Genomic DNA, 15057 nt, shown 5'->3' on the forward strand with positions numbered 1-15057 from the left:
TTATCTGAAAGGAAAAGCAAGAGAAAAGCGACAAAGTAAAAAAAACAAACCCACTTTTATCAAATGATTTTGGAAAGGTGGGTTTGTCAGCAGTCTGAAACCTAGGCTCTTGCCTAGGTTTTTCACTATTTTTCTAACCATCCCCTCTCATTCAACATTTCGTTGATTTGTGGCATAACACCTTCCCATAACAAAAAAGAGTGGGCGGCTTGCGCTACCAACATTCCTAAACCATCGCTGCAATGCTGAAGCCCTAAGTGCCGGCAATGTTGGATAAATGGCGTTATGCCGCTCGGGGTATATTGCATATCATATGCGGCAGCACATCGCAGTAACACTTCATCCGCAACCGGAGCAACCTGCCCGTGCAATCCACTGGATGTAGCATTAATCACGACATCAAAATGTTGCGGTGGAATATCCTGCAAAGTCGTTGCTTGAATATTGCCATAAACAGAAAATTTTTCAGCCAATGCCATCGCTTTTTCTAATGTCCGATTTGCCAAAGTAATCTGCTGTTTCGCCTGCAATAACGGATACAACACACCTTTGCTCGCACCGCCTGCGCCTAATAGCAAAATATGCTGATCCGGCTGCAACCACCCTAATCGCTGTAAATCAGTAACCAAACCGGCTCCATCGGTATTGTCTGCAAACAAACTGCCATCTTCCAGCCGTTTTAAGGTATTGCAAGCTTGCGCTAAACGGCAACGCTCACTATGCTGATCCGCCAACTTAAATGCACGTTCTTTGAATGGTGCGGTAATATTACAACCGTTCGCTCCCTGTTGGAAAAAGGTGGCTAATTGTTGCTCAAACTGTTCCAGATCACCTAATTTCGCAACATAATCGAGTGTTTTCCCTGTCGTTTTGGCAAAAATAGCATGAATTAACGGTGATTTGCTTTGTGCGATCGGGTTACCCCAAACAGCATAGTGATGTTGTGTACTCATAATTATCCTTTTCTAACAATTTGATTTGTAAAGAGATCTCTGATTTCTGATGGATTTTTCGCATCGCCCACTTCCGCTTGTAACACCGGAAAATTTTCGCCGAATTGAGCCTGCACCTGCTGATAAGTTCTACAAGGTTCTTGACCGCTGAGGTTTGCGCTGGTTGAAGTAATTGGCATCTTTGCCAGCTGGCACAACGTTTCCACCGCCGGATGACGACAAAGCCGAACCGCAATCGTATCAAAACGTCCGGTGAGAAGTGGCGAAACCTGTTTTTGTACCGGCACAATCCAAGTGGTCGGTCTGCTGTAGGTTTGTTGTAATCGTTGTACATCTTGCGCAGAAAGTTTATTAAAATCAATAATTTGTTTGAAAAAGTCTAAATGCGGCGCAATTAAAATTAACCCTTTTTCTTGTGGACGTTGTTTTAATTTAAGCAACTTTTCAATCGCCTGATCATTAAAAGGATCACACCCTAACCCAAACACTGCTTCAGTCGGATAAGCGATCACTTCTCCCTGTTTCAACTGGGAAATAATAAAATCTAAGTTATTCATTTCTTTCATAAAAAATATGTTTACAGCTTTTATTTAAACATTGGTAGCTGATTTTCTGTTCATTCTGTTTTTTCACAAATGCCAATGGGAAAGCACATTTTGGACAACTTTTTTCCACCGGTTGTTGTGCCACATTAAAACGGCAATGAGGGTAGTGATCGCAGGCAAAAAATACTTTTCCTCTGGCGCCGCGTTTCGCGACTAATTTTCCTCTACGGCAAGAGGGACAAGTTACCGCTTGATAATCCGCTTTTTGCGGCTCATCATTCACAATGAAATGACATTCCGGATAGTTACTGCAACCGATAAACATACCGAACTGCCCGCGTCGCAACACGAGTGGATGATCACATTCAGGGCAGTTCTGCGGCAATACCTTCAAGATTTCACCTAATGTTTGGTTTTGTAGCGGTCTAAGGTAATCACATTCAGGATAATGGCTGCAACCAAGAAATAACCCTTTTTTACCCCGTTTAAGTTGTAAAAAATGCCCACATTGAGGGCATTTTTCTGCAGATTTATTCATTTGCAAGTGAGAATCCTGTTATTAATCTTCGTCAAAAAATTCGCCGTCATTACCATATTCATCTTCATCGGCATTAGGATCTTCAAAATAGGTTCCCCAACCGTCATAAACACCTTGATGTTTCTTTATTAACGGCAACAATTCATTTTGCTGTGCATCGATCAGTTCTGCTTTTAATTCAATTTCACTAATAATATCAAAGCAATAGACTTCTCCACCATCCTCATTTTCAAACTCTTCCGCTTCAGAGACTTCATAACCGAGTTTAAATGCATCCAGTGCAATTTTTTCTAGTTTGTCAAAATCGTGGTGAGAGATATGATGCTCAATAATGTAAAGTGCATTCGGATCGCTGCCGTCATTCAGCAAATCATCGATAATTTCACGGGTTTCTTGTTGCAGTGCTGTCAATACTGACATAATGCTTGCCTCTTGTAATGTTGGAAAGACTTTATTCTATGGGCTATCGTAACGTTAAACAAGTCAAGCACTTAAAATAACCACGTTTTTTCATTAATGATAGCCTGATCACGATTTAACAGACGCAATCCTTTGATGGAACGCACCAGCAACCAGATCGCCCAGCCAATAAAAAGAATATAACCAATCATCACTAAACATAGCACTGTACAGATAACGGCATACAGCAGACCAATCCAAAATGTGCGGATTTGATAATTAAAATGGCTTTCCAAATAGGTGCCACGAACATCATCACGAAAAACATAAGCAATCACAATTGCAACAATGCTTAAAAAAGTGATCAAAAACGATGCGATATAAAGCCAATAACCTATCATCGCCCATTTTTTTGTATCATTCATTTTATAAATTGTCGGTTCCATCATTATTTGCGCTCCTATTATTGAACAGAATCAATCACTAATATAAAACGAAAAAATCGAAAGATCACATAATTTTTCTTGATTAATCAAGAATTTCAAACCTATTTCAAACAACTTTTAAATCACTTTAACATTTAGCTAACAGCGAAATTGAGCTAGATCAGGTTATCTGCCGATACCCCAAAAAAGGTAACTTCAAATAGTTATAATTTTATTAGTTAAAATAATTTTTAATTTTTGGGAGAAATCTTATGAGTAAAACATCTGAAGTGGTGGTAAGTCCTGCTCAGGCAGAAGTGGATCAACTCGTCGCCAATGGCTTAGCCGCCTTGGAAGAGTTCCGTCAGCTTAATCAGCAACAAGTCGATTATATCGTTGCGAAGGCTTCTGTCGCGGCGTTGGATCAACACGGCGTGTTGGCAATGCACGCTTATGAAGAAACCGGTCGTGGCGTATTTGAAGACAAAGCAACAAAAAATCTGTTTGCTTGTGAATATGTTGTAAACAATATGCGTCATTTGAAAACCGTTGGTGTGATTAGTGAAGACGATGTTACTGGTATTACAGAAATTGCCGATCCAGTTGGAGTGATTTGTGGTATTACGCCAACCACCAATCCAACCTCTACCGCAATTTTTAAAGCCTTAATTTCCTTAAAAACTCGTAATCCGATCGTTTTTGCATTCCACCCATCCGCTCAACAAAGTTCCGCTCACGCCGCACGCGTTGTTTATGAAGCGGCTGTTGCTGCCGGTGCGCCGAAAAACTGTATTCAATGGATTGAAAACCCATCTATGGAAGGCACTCAGGCATTAATGAAACACCCGGGGATCGCCACTATTCTAGCCACCGGCGGAAATGCGATGGTGGAAGCGGCTTATTCCTGTGGTAAACCGGCTTTAGGTGTCGGTGCCGGAAATGTGCCTGCTTATGTGGAAAAAAGTGCAAATTTAAAACAGGCAGTACACGACATTGTGATGTCAAAATCGTTTGATAACGGAATGATCTGTGCCAGCGAACAGGCAGCAATTGTTGATAAAGAAATTTATGATGATTTTATTAAAGAGATGCAATCTTACGGCGTTTATCTCGTTAATAAAAAAGAAAAAGCATTACTTGAAGAGTTTATCTTCGGTGCAAAAGCCAACAGCAGCAGCTGTTCTATGGCAAAACTCAATGCCGCTGTAGTTGGTAAACCGGCAGCGTGGATTGCGGAACAGGCAGGCTTCAGCGTGCCGGCAAATACCAATATCCTGTTGGCAGAATGTAAAGAAGTGGGCGTGAAAGAGCCGTTAACTCGCGAAAAACTCTCTCCGGTATTAGCGCTATTAAAAGCAGAAAGCACTGAAGACGGTTTAATCAAAGCTGAACAAATGGTGGAATTCCACGGTTTAGGACACTCCGCCGCCATTCACACTTCTGATACGGAATTGGCAAAAGTATTCGGCGAACGTGTCAAAGCCATTCGTGTGATTTGGAACTCCCCTTCAACTTTTGGCGGTATCGGTGATGTCTATAACTCGTTCCTACCTTCATTGACCTTAGGCTGTGGTTCTTACGGTAAAAATTCTGTGGGCAACAATGTCAGTGCAGTGAATTTATTAAATATCAAACGGGTAGGAAGACGGAGAAATAATATGCAGTGGTTCAAAGTGCCTTCAAAAATCTATTTTGAACGTGATTCAATCCAATATTTACAATCAATGAAAGGCGTTGAACGTGTAGTGATCGTTACTGATCGTGTAATGGTTGATCTTGGTTTTGTAGAGAAAATCGCTAAACAACTCACAATGCGAGGCGATCACGTTACTTATCAACTTTTCGCCGATGTAGAGCCGGATCCGAGCATTGCAACCGTACGCCGTGGTGTTGAGTTATTGCGTAATTTCCAACCGGATACCATTATTGCACTCGGTGGCGGTTCCGCGATGGATGCTGCTAAAGTAATGTGGTTGTTCTATGAGCAACCTGAAGTTGATTTCCGCGATTTGGTGCAGAAATTTATGGACATTCGCAAACGTGCCTTTAAATTCCCACAATTAGGTCGCAAAGCGAAATTTATCGGTATTCCAACCACATCAGGTACCGGTTCTGAAGTCACGCCTTTCGCCGTGATTAGCGAAGGTGATAAAAAATATCCAATCGCTGATTACTCATTAACACCGACCATTGCCATTGTCGATCCGGCATTAACAATGACCGTGCCGGCGCACGTGGCAGCGGATTCCGGCTATGATGTATTGGTGCACGCCACCGAAGCTTATGTATCAACTTTAGCCAACGATTTCACTGACGGCTTGGCATTGCAAGCAATTAAATTAGTATTTGAATTCTTGGAACGCTCGGTGAAAAATGGAGCGAGCGATCCGGAAGCTCGCGAAAGAATGCATAACGCCTCCACTATTGCCGGAATGGCATTTGCCAATGCGTTCTTAGGAATGACCCACTCTTTGGCGCACAAAGTCGGCGGTCGTTTCCATACACCACACGGCAGAACTAACGCCATTTTGATGCCTTATGTGATTCGTTATAACGGTACTCGTCCGACTAAAACCGCAACTTGGCCAAAATATAATTACTACAAAGCGGATGTAAAATACCAAGAAATCGCCAGAATGTTGGGTTTGCCTTGTTCAACACCTGAAGAAGCGGTGGAAGCCTATGCCAATGCGTGTAAAGAGTTAGGGCAAAAAGTCGGTATTAAGATGTCATTCAAAGAACAGGGCATCAATGAACAAGAGTTTATGGAAGCGCGCCGTGATTTAGCTTTATTGGCGTTTGAAGATCAATGTTCACCGGCAAATCCTCGTTTACCGATGGTTGAAGATATGATTGAGATTTTAACCAAATCTTATTATGGTGAATAACCTCATTTAAACAAAAGGCATAACAAACAGAAATCCCCGTTGGCAACGGGGATTTTCAATGTTTTCAAATCCTCACCACTGTGAGGATTTTGCATTTAACTGAGGAAATAACGATAAGCTTTGCTGTCAGTGACATCTTGGCAGACATAACCAAGCTGGCTCAAATGACGTTTAAAATCGTCTAAATCATCATTTTCAAATTGGAAACCGGCAAGAATATTGCCATAATCGGCACCGTGTGCACGATAATGGAACAATGAGATATTCCAATGTGTTCCCAATGTTTCCAAAAATTTCAACAATGCCCCTTTTTGTTCAGGAAATTCAAAGCTATACAATCGTTCCAGTTTGTCACTATGCGGACGACCGCCAATCATATAACGAATATGTGTTTTCGCGACATCATCATTGGTCATATCTTCCACATAATAACCTGCCTGACTTAACTCATTGATAATTTCCGCTTTTTCCGCTTCATTGGCGGTACGAACCCCAACAAAAATACAGGCCTTTTTATCATCGGCATAACGGTAATTAAATTCAGTTACCGCTCTGCTGCCCAATAAATGACAGAATGTGAGGAAACTGCCTTTCTGTTCCGGAATAGTTACCGCCAATAACGCCTCACGATTTTCCCCGATTTCACAACGCTCGGAAACATAACGCAATGTGTGGAAATTTAAATTCGCGCCGGACAAAATCGCTGCCAATTTTTCGCCTTTAAGCTGATGTTGACGCGCATATTTTTTCAATCCGGCTAAAGAGAGTGCCCCGGACGGTTCGGCTACCGCACGCACATCTTCAAACAGATCTTTCATCGCCGCACAGATCTCATCACCGTCCACCAGCACAATATCATCAAGATATTGCTGACATAAACGGAAGGTTTCATCGCCGATACGTTTAACTGCCACGCCATCAGCAAACAGCCCGACACGATCCAAATCAACCGGATGTTTTGCTTTTAAGGCAGCATATAAACAAGCGGAATCCTTTGATTCAACCCCGATGACTTTAATCTCCGGCATCATCTGTTTGATTAATACGGCAACGCCTGCTGCCAATCCGCCACCGCCGACCTGAACAAAAATGCGATCAATATCGGAATTCTGTTGCAATAATTCCATTGCCAATGTGCCTTGACCGGCAATCACTAACGGGTGATCAAACGGCGGAATAAAGGTCATTTTTTTACTTTCAGATAATTCGATCGCTTTTGCCTTCGCTTCATCGAAATTGGCACCATAAAGCAACACTTCGCCACCAAAGCCACGCACTGAATCAACTTTAATACTTGGCGTATTTTGCGGCATCACAATTAACGCCTTTAAGCCTAATAATTTTGCCGACAACGCGACACCTTGTGCGTGATTTCCCGCTGAAGCCGCAATCACACCCGCTGCTTTCTGCTCCGGTGTCAAGGCTGAAATCATTGCATACGCACCACGTAATTTGAAACTATGCACCGGCTGACGATCTTCTCGCTTGATAAAAATTTGGTTATCTAAACGATTGGAAAGTTTTTCCATTTTTTGTAGCGGCGTAACTTGCGCCGCTTCATACACTTTTGAACCCAATTTCACTATTGCTTTTAAATATTGCGAACCGCTGGGTTGGGCGGTTGTCAATAAAGTTTGCATATCCATTTTGTTACCACTTACAGTTTACTGCGATCTCTCACTGCCCCTTTGTCTGCACTGGTTGCCAATGAAGCATAGGCTCTCAACGCTAAGGAAACCTGACGTTGACGATTTTTCGGTTTCCAACCCAATGCTTCTCTTGCTGCACGGCGTTTTGCCAATTCCTGTGCATCGACCAATAATTCAATTTTACGTTGTGGAATATCGATTGCGATCATATCGCCGTCTTCCACTAACCCGATAGTTCCGCCATTTGCGGCTTCCGGCGAAACGTGTCCGATAGATAAACCGGATGTACCGCCGGAGAAACGACCATCTGTTAATAACGCACAAGCTTTGCCTAACCCCATTGATTTGAGATAACTGGTCGGATAAAGCATTTCCTGCATACCCGGTCCCCCTTTCGGACCTTCATAACGAATAACCACTACATCACCGGCAACCACTTTACCGCCAAGAATACCTTCCACCGCTTCTTCCTGACTTTCGTACACTTTTGCCGGACCGGTAAAGGTTAAAATGCTTTCATCAACACCGGCAGTTTTGACGATACAACCGTTTTCTGCCAAATTACCGCTTAACATTGCCAAACCACCGTCCTGACTATAAGCGTGCGCTTTATCACGAATACAGCCTTGTGCACGATCATCATCAACGCTGTCCCAACGGCAATCCTGTGAAAATGCCTGTGTAGTGCGAATTCCGGCAGGGCCGGCACGATAAAATGCTTTCACTTCATCGCTGACATCACGTTTAATATCATATTGATTTAATTGCTGTTCTAAGCTTAATCCCAACACGGTATGAGTTTGATTATGCAATAAATTTGCACGATCTAGCTCACCTAAAATGCCCATTACACCACCGGCACGATGGACATCTTCAATATGGTATTTATTGGTATTCGGTGCCACTTTACATAAACAAGGCACAACACGAGAAAGGCGATCAATATCCGCCATTGTGAAATCAACTTCTGCTTCCTGTGCAGCAGCAAGCAAGTGTAAAACGGTATTGGTTGAGCCCCCCATTGCGATATCCAAACTCATCGCATTGCTGAAGGCATCTTTGGTTGCGATAGAGCGAGGCAATACACTGTCATCATCCTGTTCATAATAACGGCGACAAAGCTCAACAATTTGTGATCCCGCTTTTAAGAACAGCTGTTTACGATCAGCGTGCGTTGCCAAGCAGGAACCGTTGCCCGGTAAACTTAACCCGAGCGCTTCTGTTAAACAGTTCATTGAGTTGGCAGTAAACATTCCCGAGCAAGAACCGCAAGTCGGGCAAGCAGAACGTTCTATCACTTCCACATCCTGATCGGCGACATCCGGATTAGCACTTTGAATCATAGCATCAATTAAATCCAAACGAATTAATTGATCGGAAAGTTTGGTTTTCCCCGCCTCCATCGGCCCACCGGAAACAAAAATGGTCGGAATATTTAAACGTAACGCCGCCATCAACATTCCCGGCGTAATTTTGTCGCAGTTGGAAATACAGACCATTGCGTCGGCACAGTGCGCATTCACCATATATTCTACTGAATCGGCAATCAATTCACGCGATGGCAATGAATACAACATTCCGCTGTGTCCCATTGCGATACCGTCATCCACCGCGATGGTATTAAATTCTTTAGCAATACCACCTGCCTCTTCAATCTGTTTTGCCACCATTTGCCCAAGATCTTTCAAATGCACGTGTCCCGGTACAAATTGAGTAAATGAGTTGACTACGGCAATAATCGGTTTACCGAAGTCATTGTCTTTCACGCCGGTTGCACGCCATAATGCACGTGCTCCCGCCATATTACGGCCTTGTGTGCTGGTCGCTGAACGTAGTTTAGGCATAATAATCTCTCCTGTAATTTAATTTTCGTCACTGATAACGCTTACATCAGTCACGCCATATAATTTTGTTAATTGATTAGTCAATAATGACAACGCTCTTTCGCTTTGTACTGTCAGTTCCATTTTAACTTGTTGATTTTCAAGGCGACTTTGTAAATCAACGGCGACAAAGCCACGGTGTCTGACTACACGTAAAATCCGTTCTAACGTTTCAGGTCGCCACTGTGCACTAATGCTGATTTGATAATTTTTCATCTTACACCCCGATATCTTCCAACATTTCATCATTCTTTGCGCCCGGTGGCACTAACGGCCACACATTTTCATTCTCGTGAATGCAAACGTGCAATAAATAAGGCCCTTCGGCATTTAGAAGTCGATCCAAAGCATCATTCACTTCACTGCCTTTTTCGATACTTTCACCGGGAATATCAAATGCCTGCGCTAACATTAAGAAATCAGGGTTATCATCCAAAATGGTTTCACTGTGCCGACCGCGGAAAAAGAGTGTTTGCCACTGCCGCACCATTCCTAAACGCTGGTTATCCAATAACAAAATCTTCACTGGTAATTTGCCGCGTTTAATTGAGCCCAACTCTTGGATATTCATCATAAATGAGCCATCGCCGGTAATTAATATCACCTGATCTTGCGGACGTGCTTTCTGCGCACCGACAGCAGCCGGCAAACCGAAGCCCATTGTGCCGAAGCCGGCAGAAGTTAAATAGTTTTTCGGATCGAAATGTTGCATATGCTGCGCCGACCACATTTGATGTTGACCGACATCGGTCGCTATCACACTATTTTTGTCACGTTTTTGAGATAAGGTATGTAATAACCACCAAGGATTGATCAGCGTATCGCCACTATTTTCCGCATAAGTAAAATCATACTGCTGTTTTAAACGCTGTATATCGGCACGCCAAGCATCGATCTGTAACGGCATTGCCAACTGTTGTAACAACTGCTTCATATCGCCGCGAATCGCTACATCAGCACGGCGTAATTTATTAATTTCCGCAATATCGGCATCAACGTGGATAACTTTCGCTGCCGGAGCAAAACTATCCAATTTACCGGTTACTCTATCGTCAAATCTTGCACCGAGCACCAACAGCAGATCACTCTCCTGTGCCGCATAATTCGCCGCTTTAGTGCCATGCATTCCGATCATTCCCATATAGTAAGGATTATCCGCCGGCAATGCGCCAAGCCCTTTGATAGTCGAAAAACTCGGTATTTGTGTAATTTCAACAAAATGACGTAATTCCGCTACCGCATCAGCCATTCCAACACCGCCGCCGACATAAAGTACCGGACGTTTCGCTTGTTGTAATAGTGTTTTTGCTTGTTCTAATAAAGAAGGTTCAACTGAAGGAGGTTGCGGAACAGGGTAAACAAGGGGTTGGCGTTCTATTTTAGCAAACTGCACATCTTTCGGCACATCGATTAATACCGGACCGGGTCTGCCGCTTTGTGCGATTTGGAACGCTTCCGCCATAACTTCCGGCAATTCATCGATACTCTGCACGATAAAACTATGCTTCGTGCACGCTAATGATAACCCTAAAACATCCGCTTCTTGGAAAGCATCCGTACCGATAAACGGTGAAGCAACTTGCCCGGTGATAGCAACAACCGGAATAGAGTCCATCATCGCATCACCTAAACCGGTGACTAAATTAGTCGCACCCGGGCCGGAAGTGGCGATACAAACACCCACTTTACCGCTGGCACGAGCATAACCGATCGCAGCCATTGCCGCACCTTGCTCATTTCGACAGAGCAGATGATCCAACCCTGAATCATAAATTGCATCATAAACCGGCATAATTGCACCGCCGGGATAACCAAAAATCGTTGTCACTCCGTGTGCTTTTAAACTTTCTGTAATAAATCTTGCACCATTCATTTTTATTTCCTTAAAACGATAAAAAACCCTCGCCTACTGCTGAGGCGAGGGTTCATCTGACCTAAAATCTTATATTGAAAGTTTTATCAGCTGTACCACTCACCTCGTGATGCTAATCACCACGAGGTTAATAATAATGCCAATAAAACGAATAGAATTCATAGTTTCAATATCCAATGTGGGTCTAAGTATGTATGTTGTGTGCTTTTGAGCGTCTTTATTGATACCACATTTTTTATCTGAATCAAATAGTTTTATTAAAAAATTTTTAATTTTTATGATGATCAAAAAATCAACTGCCACATCGGTTTTTTGTTAACATATAGCCTCATTAAAATTCATTACTACTATTTTTTATTTTGCAGATAAGGGGTTTTATGCGCAGTTTACTTCCTTTTCAATTAGTTGCGTCAGATTTAGATGGTACACTTTTAAACGGTCAGCACGTGGTCGGTGATTTCACCATTGATACCTTAAGAAAATTGGAACAAAAACAGGTAGATATTGTGGTCGCCACCGGCAGAAAACACGAAGATGTATTTTCGATTGTTGCGAAAATAGGCATTGAAAATATCCGAATGATCACCTCAAATGGCGCGAGAATTCACGATCTCAGCGGTCGATTACTTTATAAAAATGATTTGCCGACCGATCTTGCTTTGGAAATAATGAATGTTCCGTTCGATAAAAATAAAATTTTTGTCAACTCCTATCAGGACAGCGGTTGGTTCATCGATCGCGAAGTGCCACAAATGGCAAAATATCATCAAGATTCCGGCTTCGGCTATCAGGTTGTCGATTTTCGTCATCACGATGCACAAGGCACCGAAAAAGTCTTTTTTATTGCACGTTGTCAACAGGATTTGCTCGAACTAGAGCAACATCTTCGCCAAACTTACGGCGATCGCACCGAGATTGTTTACGCCTCGCTCAACTGCCTTGAAATTATGAACAAAGGAGTAAGCAAAGGAAACGCCCTTAGAAAAGTATTACACGATTGCCACTACAACAATAGCGCCTGTATCGCTTTCGGCGACGGAATGAATGACGAAACAATGTTGGATTTTGTCGGCAAAGGCTGCATTATGCAAAATGCCAATCCGGCGTTAATCCGTGCTTTGCCGCAACTGGAAATTATCGGGCATCACGCCCACGAAGCGGTAGCGAGCTATCTCCGCGCTACTTTTGGAATTATTTAAAATGTTACCTCTATTTTATATTGCTATTGGCGCCGCTCTTGGCGCCTGTTCTCGCTGGGGATTAAGCAATTTGCTTAATCCTATTTTTCATCAATTCGCCTTTGGCACTTTAGTTGCCAACTATTTAGGTTGTTTTTTAATGGGCATTGCCAGCGGGGCATTACTTAGCTTTCCAACGATTAGCAACGAGTGGCGGCTCTTTTTTATTACCGGTTTTCTCGGCAGTTTAACCACCTTTTCTTCCTTTTCCGGTGAAGTGATCGCTATCTTTTTAGGACAACAGCACTTAACCGCTATCGGTGTTATTTGCTTGCATTTATTGGGTTGTCTGGCGTTTACTCTGCTGGGTATTTTCTTATGGCGACTGCTTTTTGTTGCCTAAACACCATAGTTAAACGTAAAAAATAAGGTGCAGATCAATTTGCACCTTATGTTGGATTCTGTTTGCACTGACTACACGCGTGCCAAAATTTTAAAGGTCAGCGCATAACGATTTTTCGCATCTGCTGCTCGTGTTTCGATAAAATCGGTTTTCCACTGTGCCGGATCAATTTCCGGGAAAAAGGTATCACCTTGCAGCTCGGTATCAATTTCCGTCAGATAAAGCCGATCCGCTTGTGGCAAAGCCTCAGCAAAAAGATGCCCACCACCGATAATCATCACTTCTTTCTCGTCTTGCACCAATGCCAATGCTTGGGATAAATCTGACACCACTTCAATGCCATCTGCGTGAAAACCTTGCCGGGATAACACGATATTTTTGCGATTCGGCAATGCTCTGCCGATCGACTGAAAGGTCTTCCGCCCCATAATCACCGGCTTACCCAATGTATTTTTTTTAAACCACGCTAAATCCGCCGGCAAATGCCAAGGCATTTGATTATCTCGTCCAATGACCCGATTTTTTGTCATCGCTACAATCAAACTCAGCATCATACTTCCTCACGCCGGTTTTACAATATTACTTGGGTAACAACCCAATACTTTGACAAAACTACAGTATGTTTTTAGTTCTTCTAATGCCTGTTGTGTACTTTCCTGATGTAAATTGGCTTCAATTTCCACATAGAACATCTCTTCCCACGGCTTACCGTAAATCGGACGAGATTCCAATTTCGTCATAATGATTTGATGCTTCTTAAACACCAGCAACGCATCCACCAATGCGCCGGCTTGCTGTGTTGTCGACATTAGCAACAACGTTTTCGCATTCACTTGCGGCGACACTTCCACCGGTTTTTTACTGATGACAATAAAACGGGTAATATTGTTGACTTGATTAGCAATGCCGTCCTGCAACACTTGCAAACCATAAAGCTTGCCGCCTTCCGCATTGCCCAATGCCGCCACATTCGCCCGATTAATTTTCGCCACCAACTGCATTGCGTGCGAAGAACTTTCACAATATTTAACGTGTACGCCCTGCAATGAATTGATAAATTGACTGCATTGCTGAATCACTTGTGGATGGCTATATAGCGTGTCAATCTGTGCTAAATCGGTCGGTTGTGAAATCAACACACAATGTTGAATCGGATAAGTCAATTCACCGACCAGATGTAAATCGGTATGCTGCAATAAATCATAGACATCATTGATAGAACCGGAAGTGGTATTTTCCAATGGCAAAACCCCATAATCCGCTTTGCCCTCTTCTACCGCCGCAAACACTTGGCGGAAAGATTCACAACTTAATTCAATCAACTCCTTTTGATAACGCTCGGCATACTGACGTGCTGCCAAATTGGAATAAGAACCCAACATTCCTAAAAAAGCGATATGAATTTGATTATTGCGCTGCTGATTCAGTTTATTCTGCAAATATGCCTGTTGCGTCAACACTGAATCTTCAATAATTTTTTGGAAAACCTCTGTGATATATTGCGGATTTAATTGATAATTTTGGCTATCCGCATAACGAATTAACGCATCCAACAGTTGCTGTTCGCGCTCAATATCACGCAACGGTTTTTTTGTGATCTCTTTACTTCTGACCACATCATAAGCAACCTGATGACGTTCAGCCAATAATCGCAAAATCTCGCGATCCAGCTGGGTAATTTTTTGACGAATTTCGGTTAAATCTAAACTCATATCATCTATCCTTTCTTGGGCAAGCTGTTACTGATTATAAAGAATCTACGCGCTTTAACAACTCATAGCCATCACAATTCCAATAAAAGATTGTGCTAATTTTGCCTATAAAATAAACATTTTTATCCTTTTATAAATCAAAATTAAAAAATGTAATCTTTATATTCTCCATCGGAAAAACATCAGCTATCGTTTATTATTTGTTTTGTTGCATATAAAACACACTTAAAAAGATCATTTTATGATCTATTTGAAACTTTTTTATACGCTTTATTAAATATCCTTATCATCATTCTCAAATAAAATACAACAATAATATTTTAAACTTAACAAATTTATAGGGGCTGAAGTAGATTAGCGTTAAATCTGACACCATTTCCGCAGGATTTTGAGCTGTTGAGATGGTGTCCCATAGTTGAAACGAAACTCACATTCTTTCAAAAAAAGAGGGAAAGATTTTCGATCAATTCCATTATACTTTCTTAGCACACGCTTTGCTTGATTCCAAAAATTCTCTATCCCATTAATGTGATTTCGCCGCTCAGCAAAATGAGTACTGTGGTTAATTCTATAGTGCGTAAACTCACTAACATCTAGCACATCATAGCTAT

The 15057-nt window shown here is 42.3% G+C and carries 15 protein-coding genes; 3 read left to right on the forward strand and 12 right to left on the reverse strand.

Annotated features, from left to right (window positions below):
- Positions 1 to 125: 125 nt before the first annotated feature.
- The 5 genes from aroE to A3EO_RS0109330 all read right to left on the reverse strand — a co-directional run bounded on the left by aroE (position 126) and on the right by A3EO_RS0109330 (position 2884).
- Entirely contained in the window at positions 126 to 953 is an 828-nt protein-coding gene (aroE, locus tag A3EO_RS0109310; RefSeq protein WP_018346933.1) for a shikimate dehydrogenase, read from the reverse strand.
- Positions 954 to 955: 2 nt separating this feature from the next.
- Entirely contained in the window at positions 956 to 1519 is a 564-nt protein-coding gene (locus tag A3EO_RS0109315; RefSeq protein WP_018346934.1) for a Sua5/YciO/YrdC/YwlC family protein, read from the reverse strand.
- Positions 1503 to 2036, reverse strand: coding sequence for a DNA topoisomerase family protein (locus A3EO_RS0109320; protein WP_018346935.1), 534 nt, complete (start codon positions 2034 to 2036; stop codon positions 1503 to 1505). The genes A3EO_RS0109315 and A3EO_RS0109320 overlap by 17 nt, the downstream gene beginning before the upstream one ends.
- A 21-nt stretch (positions 2037 to 2057) precedes the next feature.
- Positions 2058 to 2456 carry a ribonuclease E inhibitor RraB gene (rraB, locus tag A3EO_RS0109325; RefSeq protein WP_018346936.1) on the reverse strand — a complete coding sequence of 133 codons (399 nt, stop codon included), beginning with the start codon at positions 2454 to 2456 and terminating at the stop codon, positions 2058 to 2060.
- 71 nt (positions 2457 to 2527) lie between these two features.
- Positions 2528 to 2884, reverse strand: coding sequence for a DUF4870 family protein (locus A3EO_RS0109330; protein ID WP_018346937.1), 357 nt, complete (start codon positions 2882 to 2884; stop codon positions 2528 to 2530).
- A gap of 248 nt (positions 2885 to 3132) precedes the next feature.
- Here A3EO_RS0109330 and adhE point away from each other — a divergent pair, with 248 nt between their 5' ends.
- Positions 3133 to 5748 (forward strand): bifunctional acetaldehyde-CoA/alcohol dehydrogenase, encoded by a 2616-nt coding sequence (adhE, locus tag A3EO_RS0109335; RefSeq protein WP_018346938.1) that lies wholly within the window; start codon positions 3133 to 3135, stop codon positions 5746 to 5748.
- A 95-nt stretch (positions 5749 to 5843) separates the two neighbouring features.
- On the opposite strand, the gene ilvA is transcribed toward adhE, so the two are convergent.
- The 4 genes from ilvA to ilvG are packed head-to-tail and all read right to left on the reverse strand — an operon-like array spanning position 5844 to position 11153.
- A complete protein-coding gene (ilvA, locus tag A3EO_RS0109340; protein WP_026211091.1) occupies positions 5844 to 7388 on the reverse strand; it encodes a threonine ammonia-lyase, biosynthetic in 1545 nt (514 codons plus the stop codon).
- A 17-nt stretch (positions 7389 to 7405) separates the two neighbouring features.
- Complete coding sequence (gene ilvD, locus A3EO_RS0109345; protein ID WP_018346940.1) at positions 7406 to 9241, reverse strand: dihydroxy-acid dehydratase; 1836 nt, start codon at positions 9239 to 9241, stop codon at positions 7406 to 7408.
- Positions 9242 to 9259: 18 nt separating this feature from the next.
- Positions 9260 to 9496 (reverse strand): acetolactate synthase 2 small subunit, encoded by a 237-nt coding sequence (gene ilvM / locus A3EO_RS0109350; protein WP_018346941.1) that lies wholly within the window; start codon positions 9494 to 9496, stop codon positions 9260 to 9262.
- A 1-nt stretch (position 9497) separates the two neighbouring features.
- A complete protein-coding gene (gene ilvG, locus A3EO_RS0109355; protein ID WP_018346942.1) occupies positions 9498 to 11153 on the reverse strand; it encodes an acetolactate synthase 2 catalytic subunit in 1656 nt (551 codons plus the stop codon).
- Between the two features lie 377 nt (positions 11154 to 11530).
- Here ilvG and A3EO_RS0109360 point away from each other — a divergent pair, with 377 nt between their 5' ends.
- Positions 11531 to 12352 (forward strand): Cof-type HAD-IIB family hydrolase, encoded by an 822-nt coding sequence (locus A3EO_RS0109360; protein ID WP_018346943.1) that lies wholly within the window; start codon positions 11531 to 11533, stop codon positions 12350 to 12352.
- Position 12353: 1 nt separating this feature from the next.
- Positions 12354 to 12734, forward strand: coding sequence for a fluoride efflux transporter CrcB (locus A3EO_RS0109365; protein ID WP_013746190.1), 381 nt, complete (start codon positions 12354 to 12356; stop codon positions 12732 to 12734).
- Between the two features lie 71 nt (positions 12735 to 12805).
- Here the strand turns inward: A3EO_RS0109365 and folA are convergent, their stop codons facing one another.
- The 3 genes from folA to A3EO_RS13190 form a co-directional block, all read right to left on the reverse strand.
- Complete coding sequence (gene folA, locus A3EO_RS0109370; RefSeq protein WP_026211092.1) at positions 12806 to 13288, reverse strand: type 3 dihydrofolate reductase; 483 nt, start codon at positions 13286 to 13288, stop codon at positions 12806 to 12808.
- Between the two features lie 6 nt (positions 13289 to 13294).
- Complete coding sequence (pheA, locus tag A3EO_RS0109375; protein ID WP_018346945.1) at positions 13295 to 14446, reverse strand: prephenate dehydratase; 1152 nt, start codon at positions 14444 to 14446, stop codon at positions 13295 to 13297.
- 360 nt (positions 14447 to 14806) lie between these two features.
- On the reverse strand, positions 14807 to 15057 hold a 251-nt coding region (locus A3EO_RS13190; RefSeq protein ID WP_018346946.1), incomplete at its 5' end, for an IS1595 family transposase.

It is taken from the genome of Gallibacterium anatis DSM 16844 = F 149 (genome assembly GCF_000379785.1).
Classification (GTDB): Bacteria; Pseudomonadota; Gammaproteobacteria; order Enterobacterales; family Pasteurellaceae; genus Gallibacterium; species Gallibacterium anatis.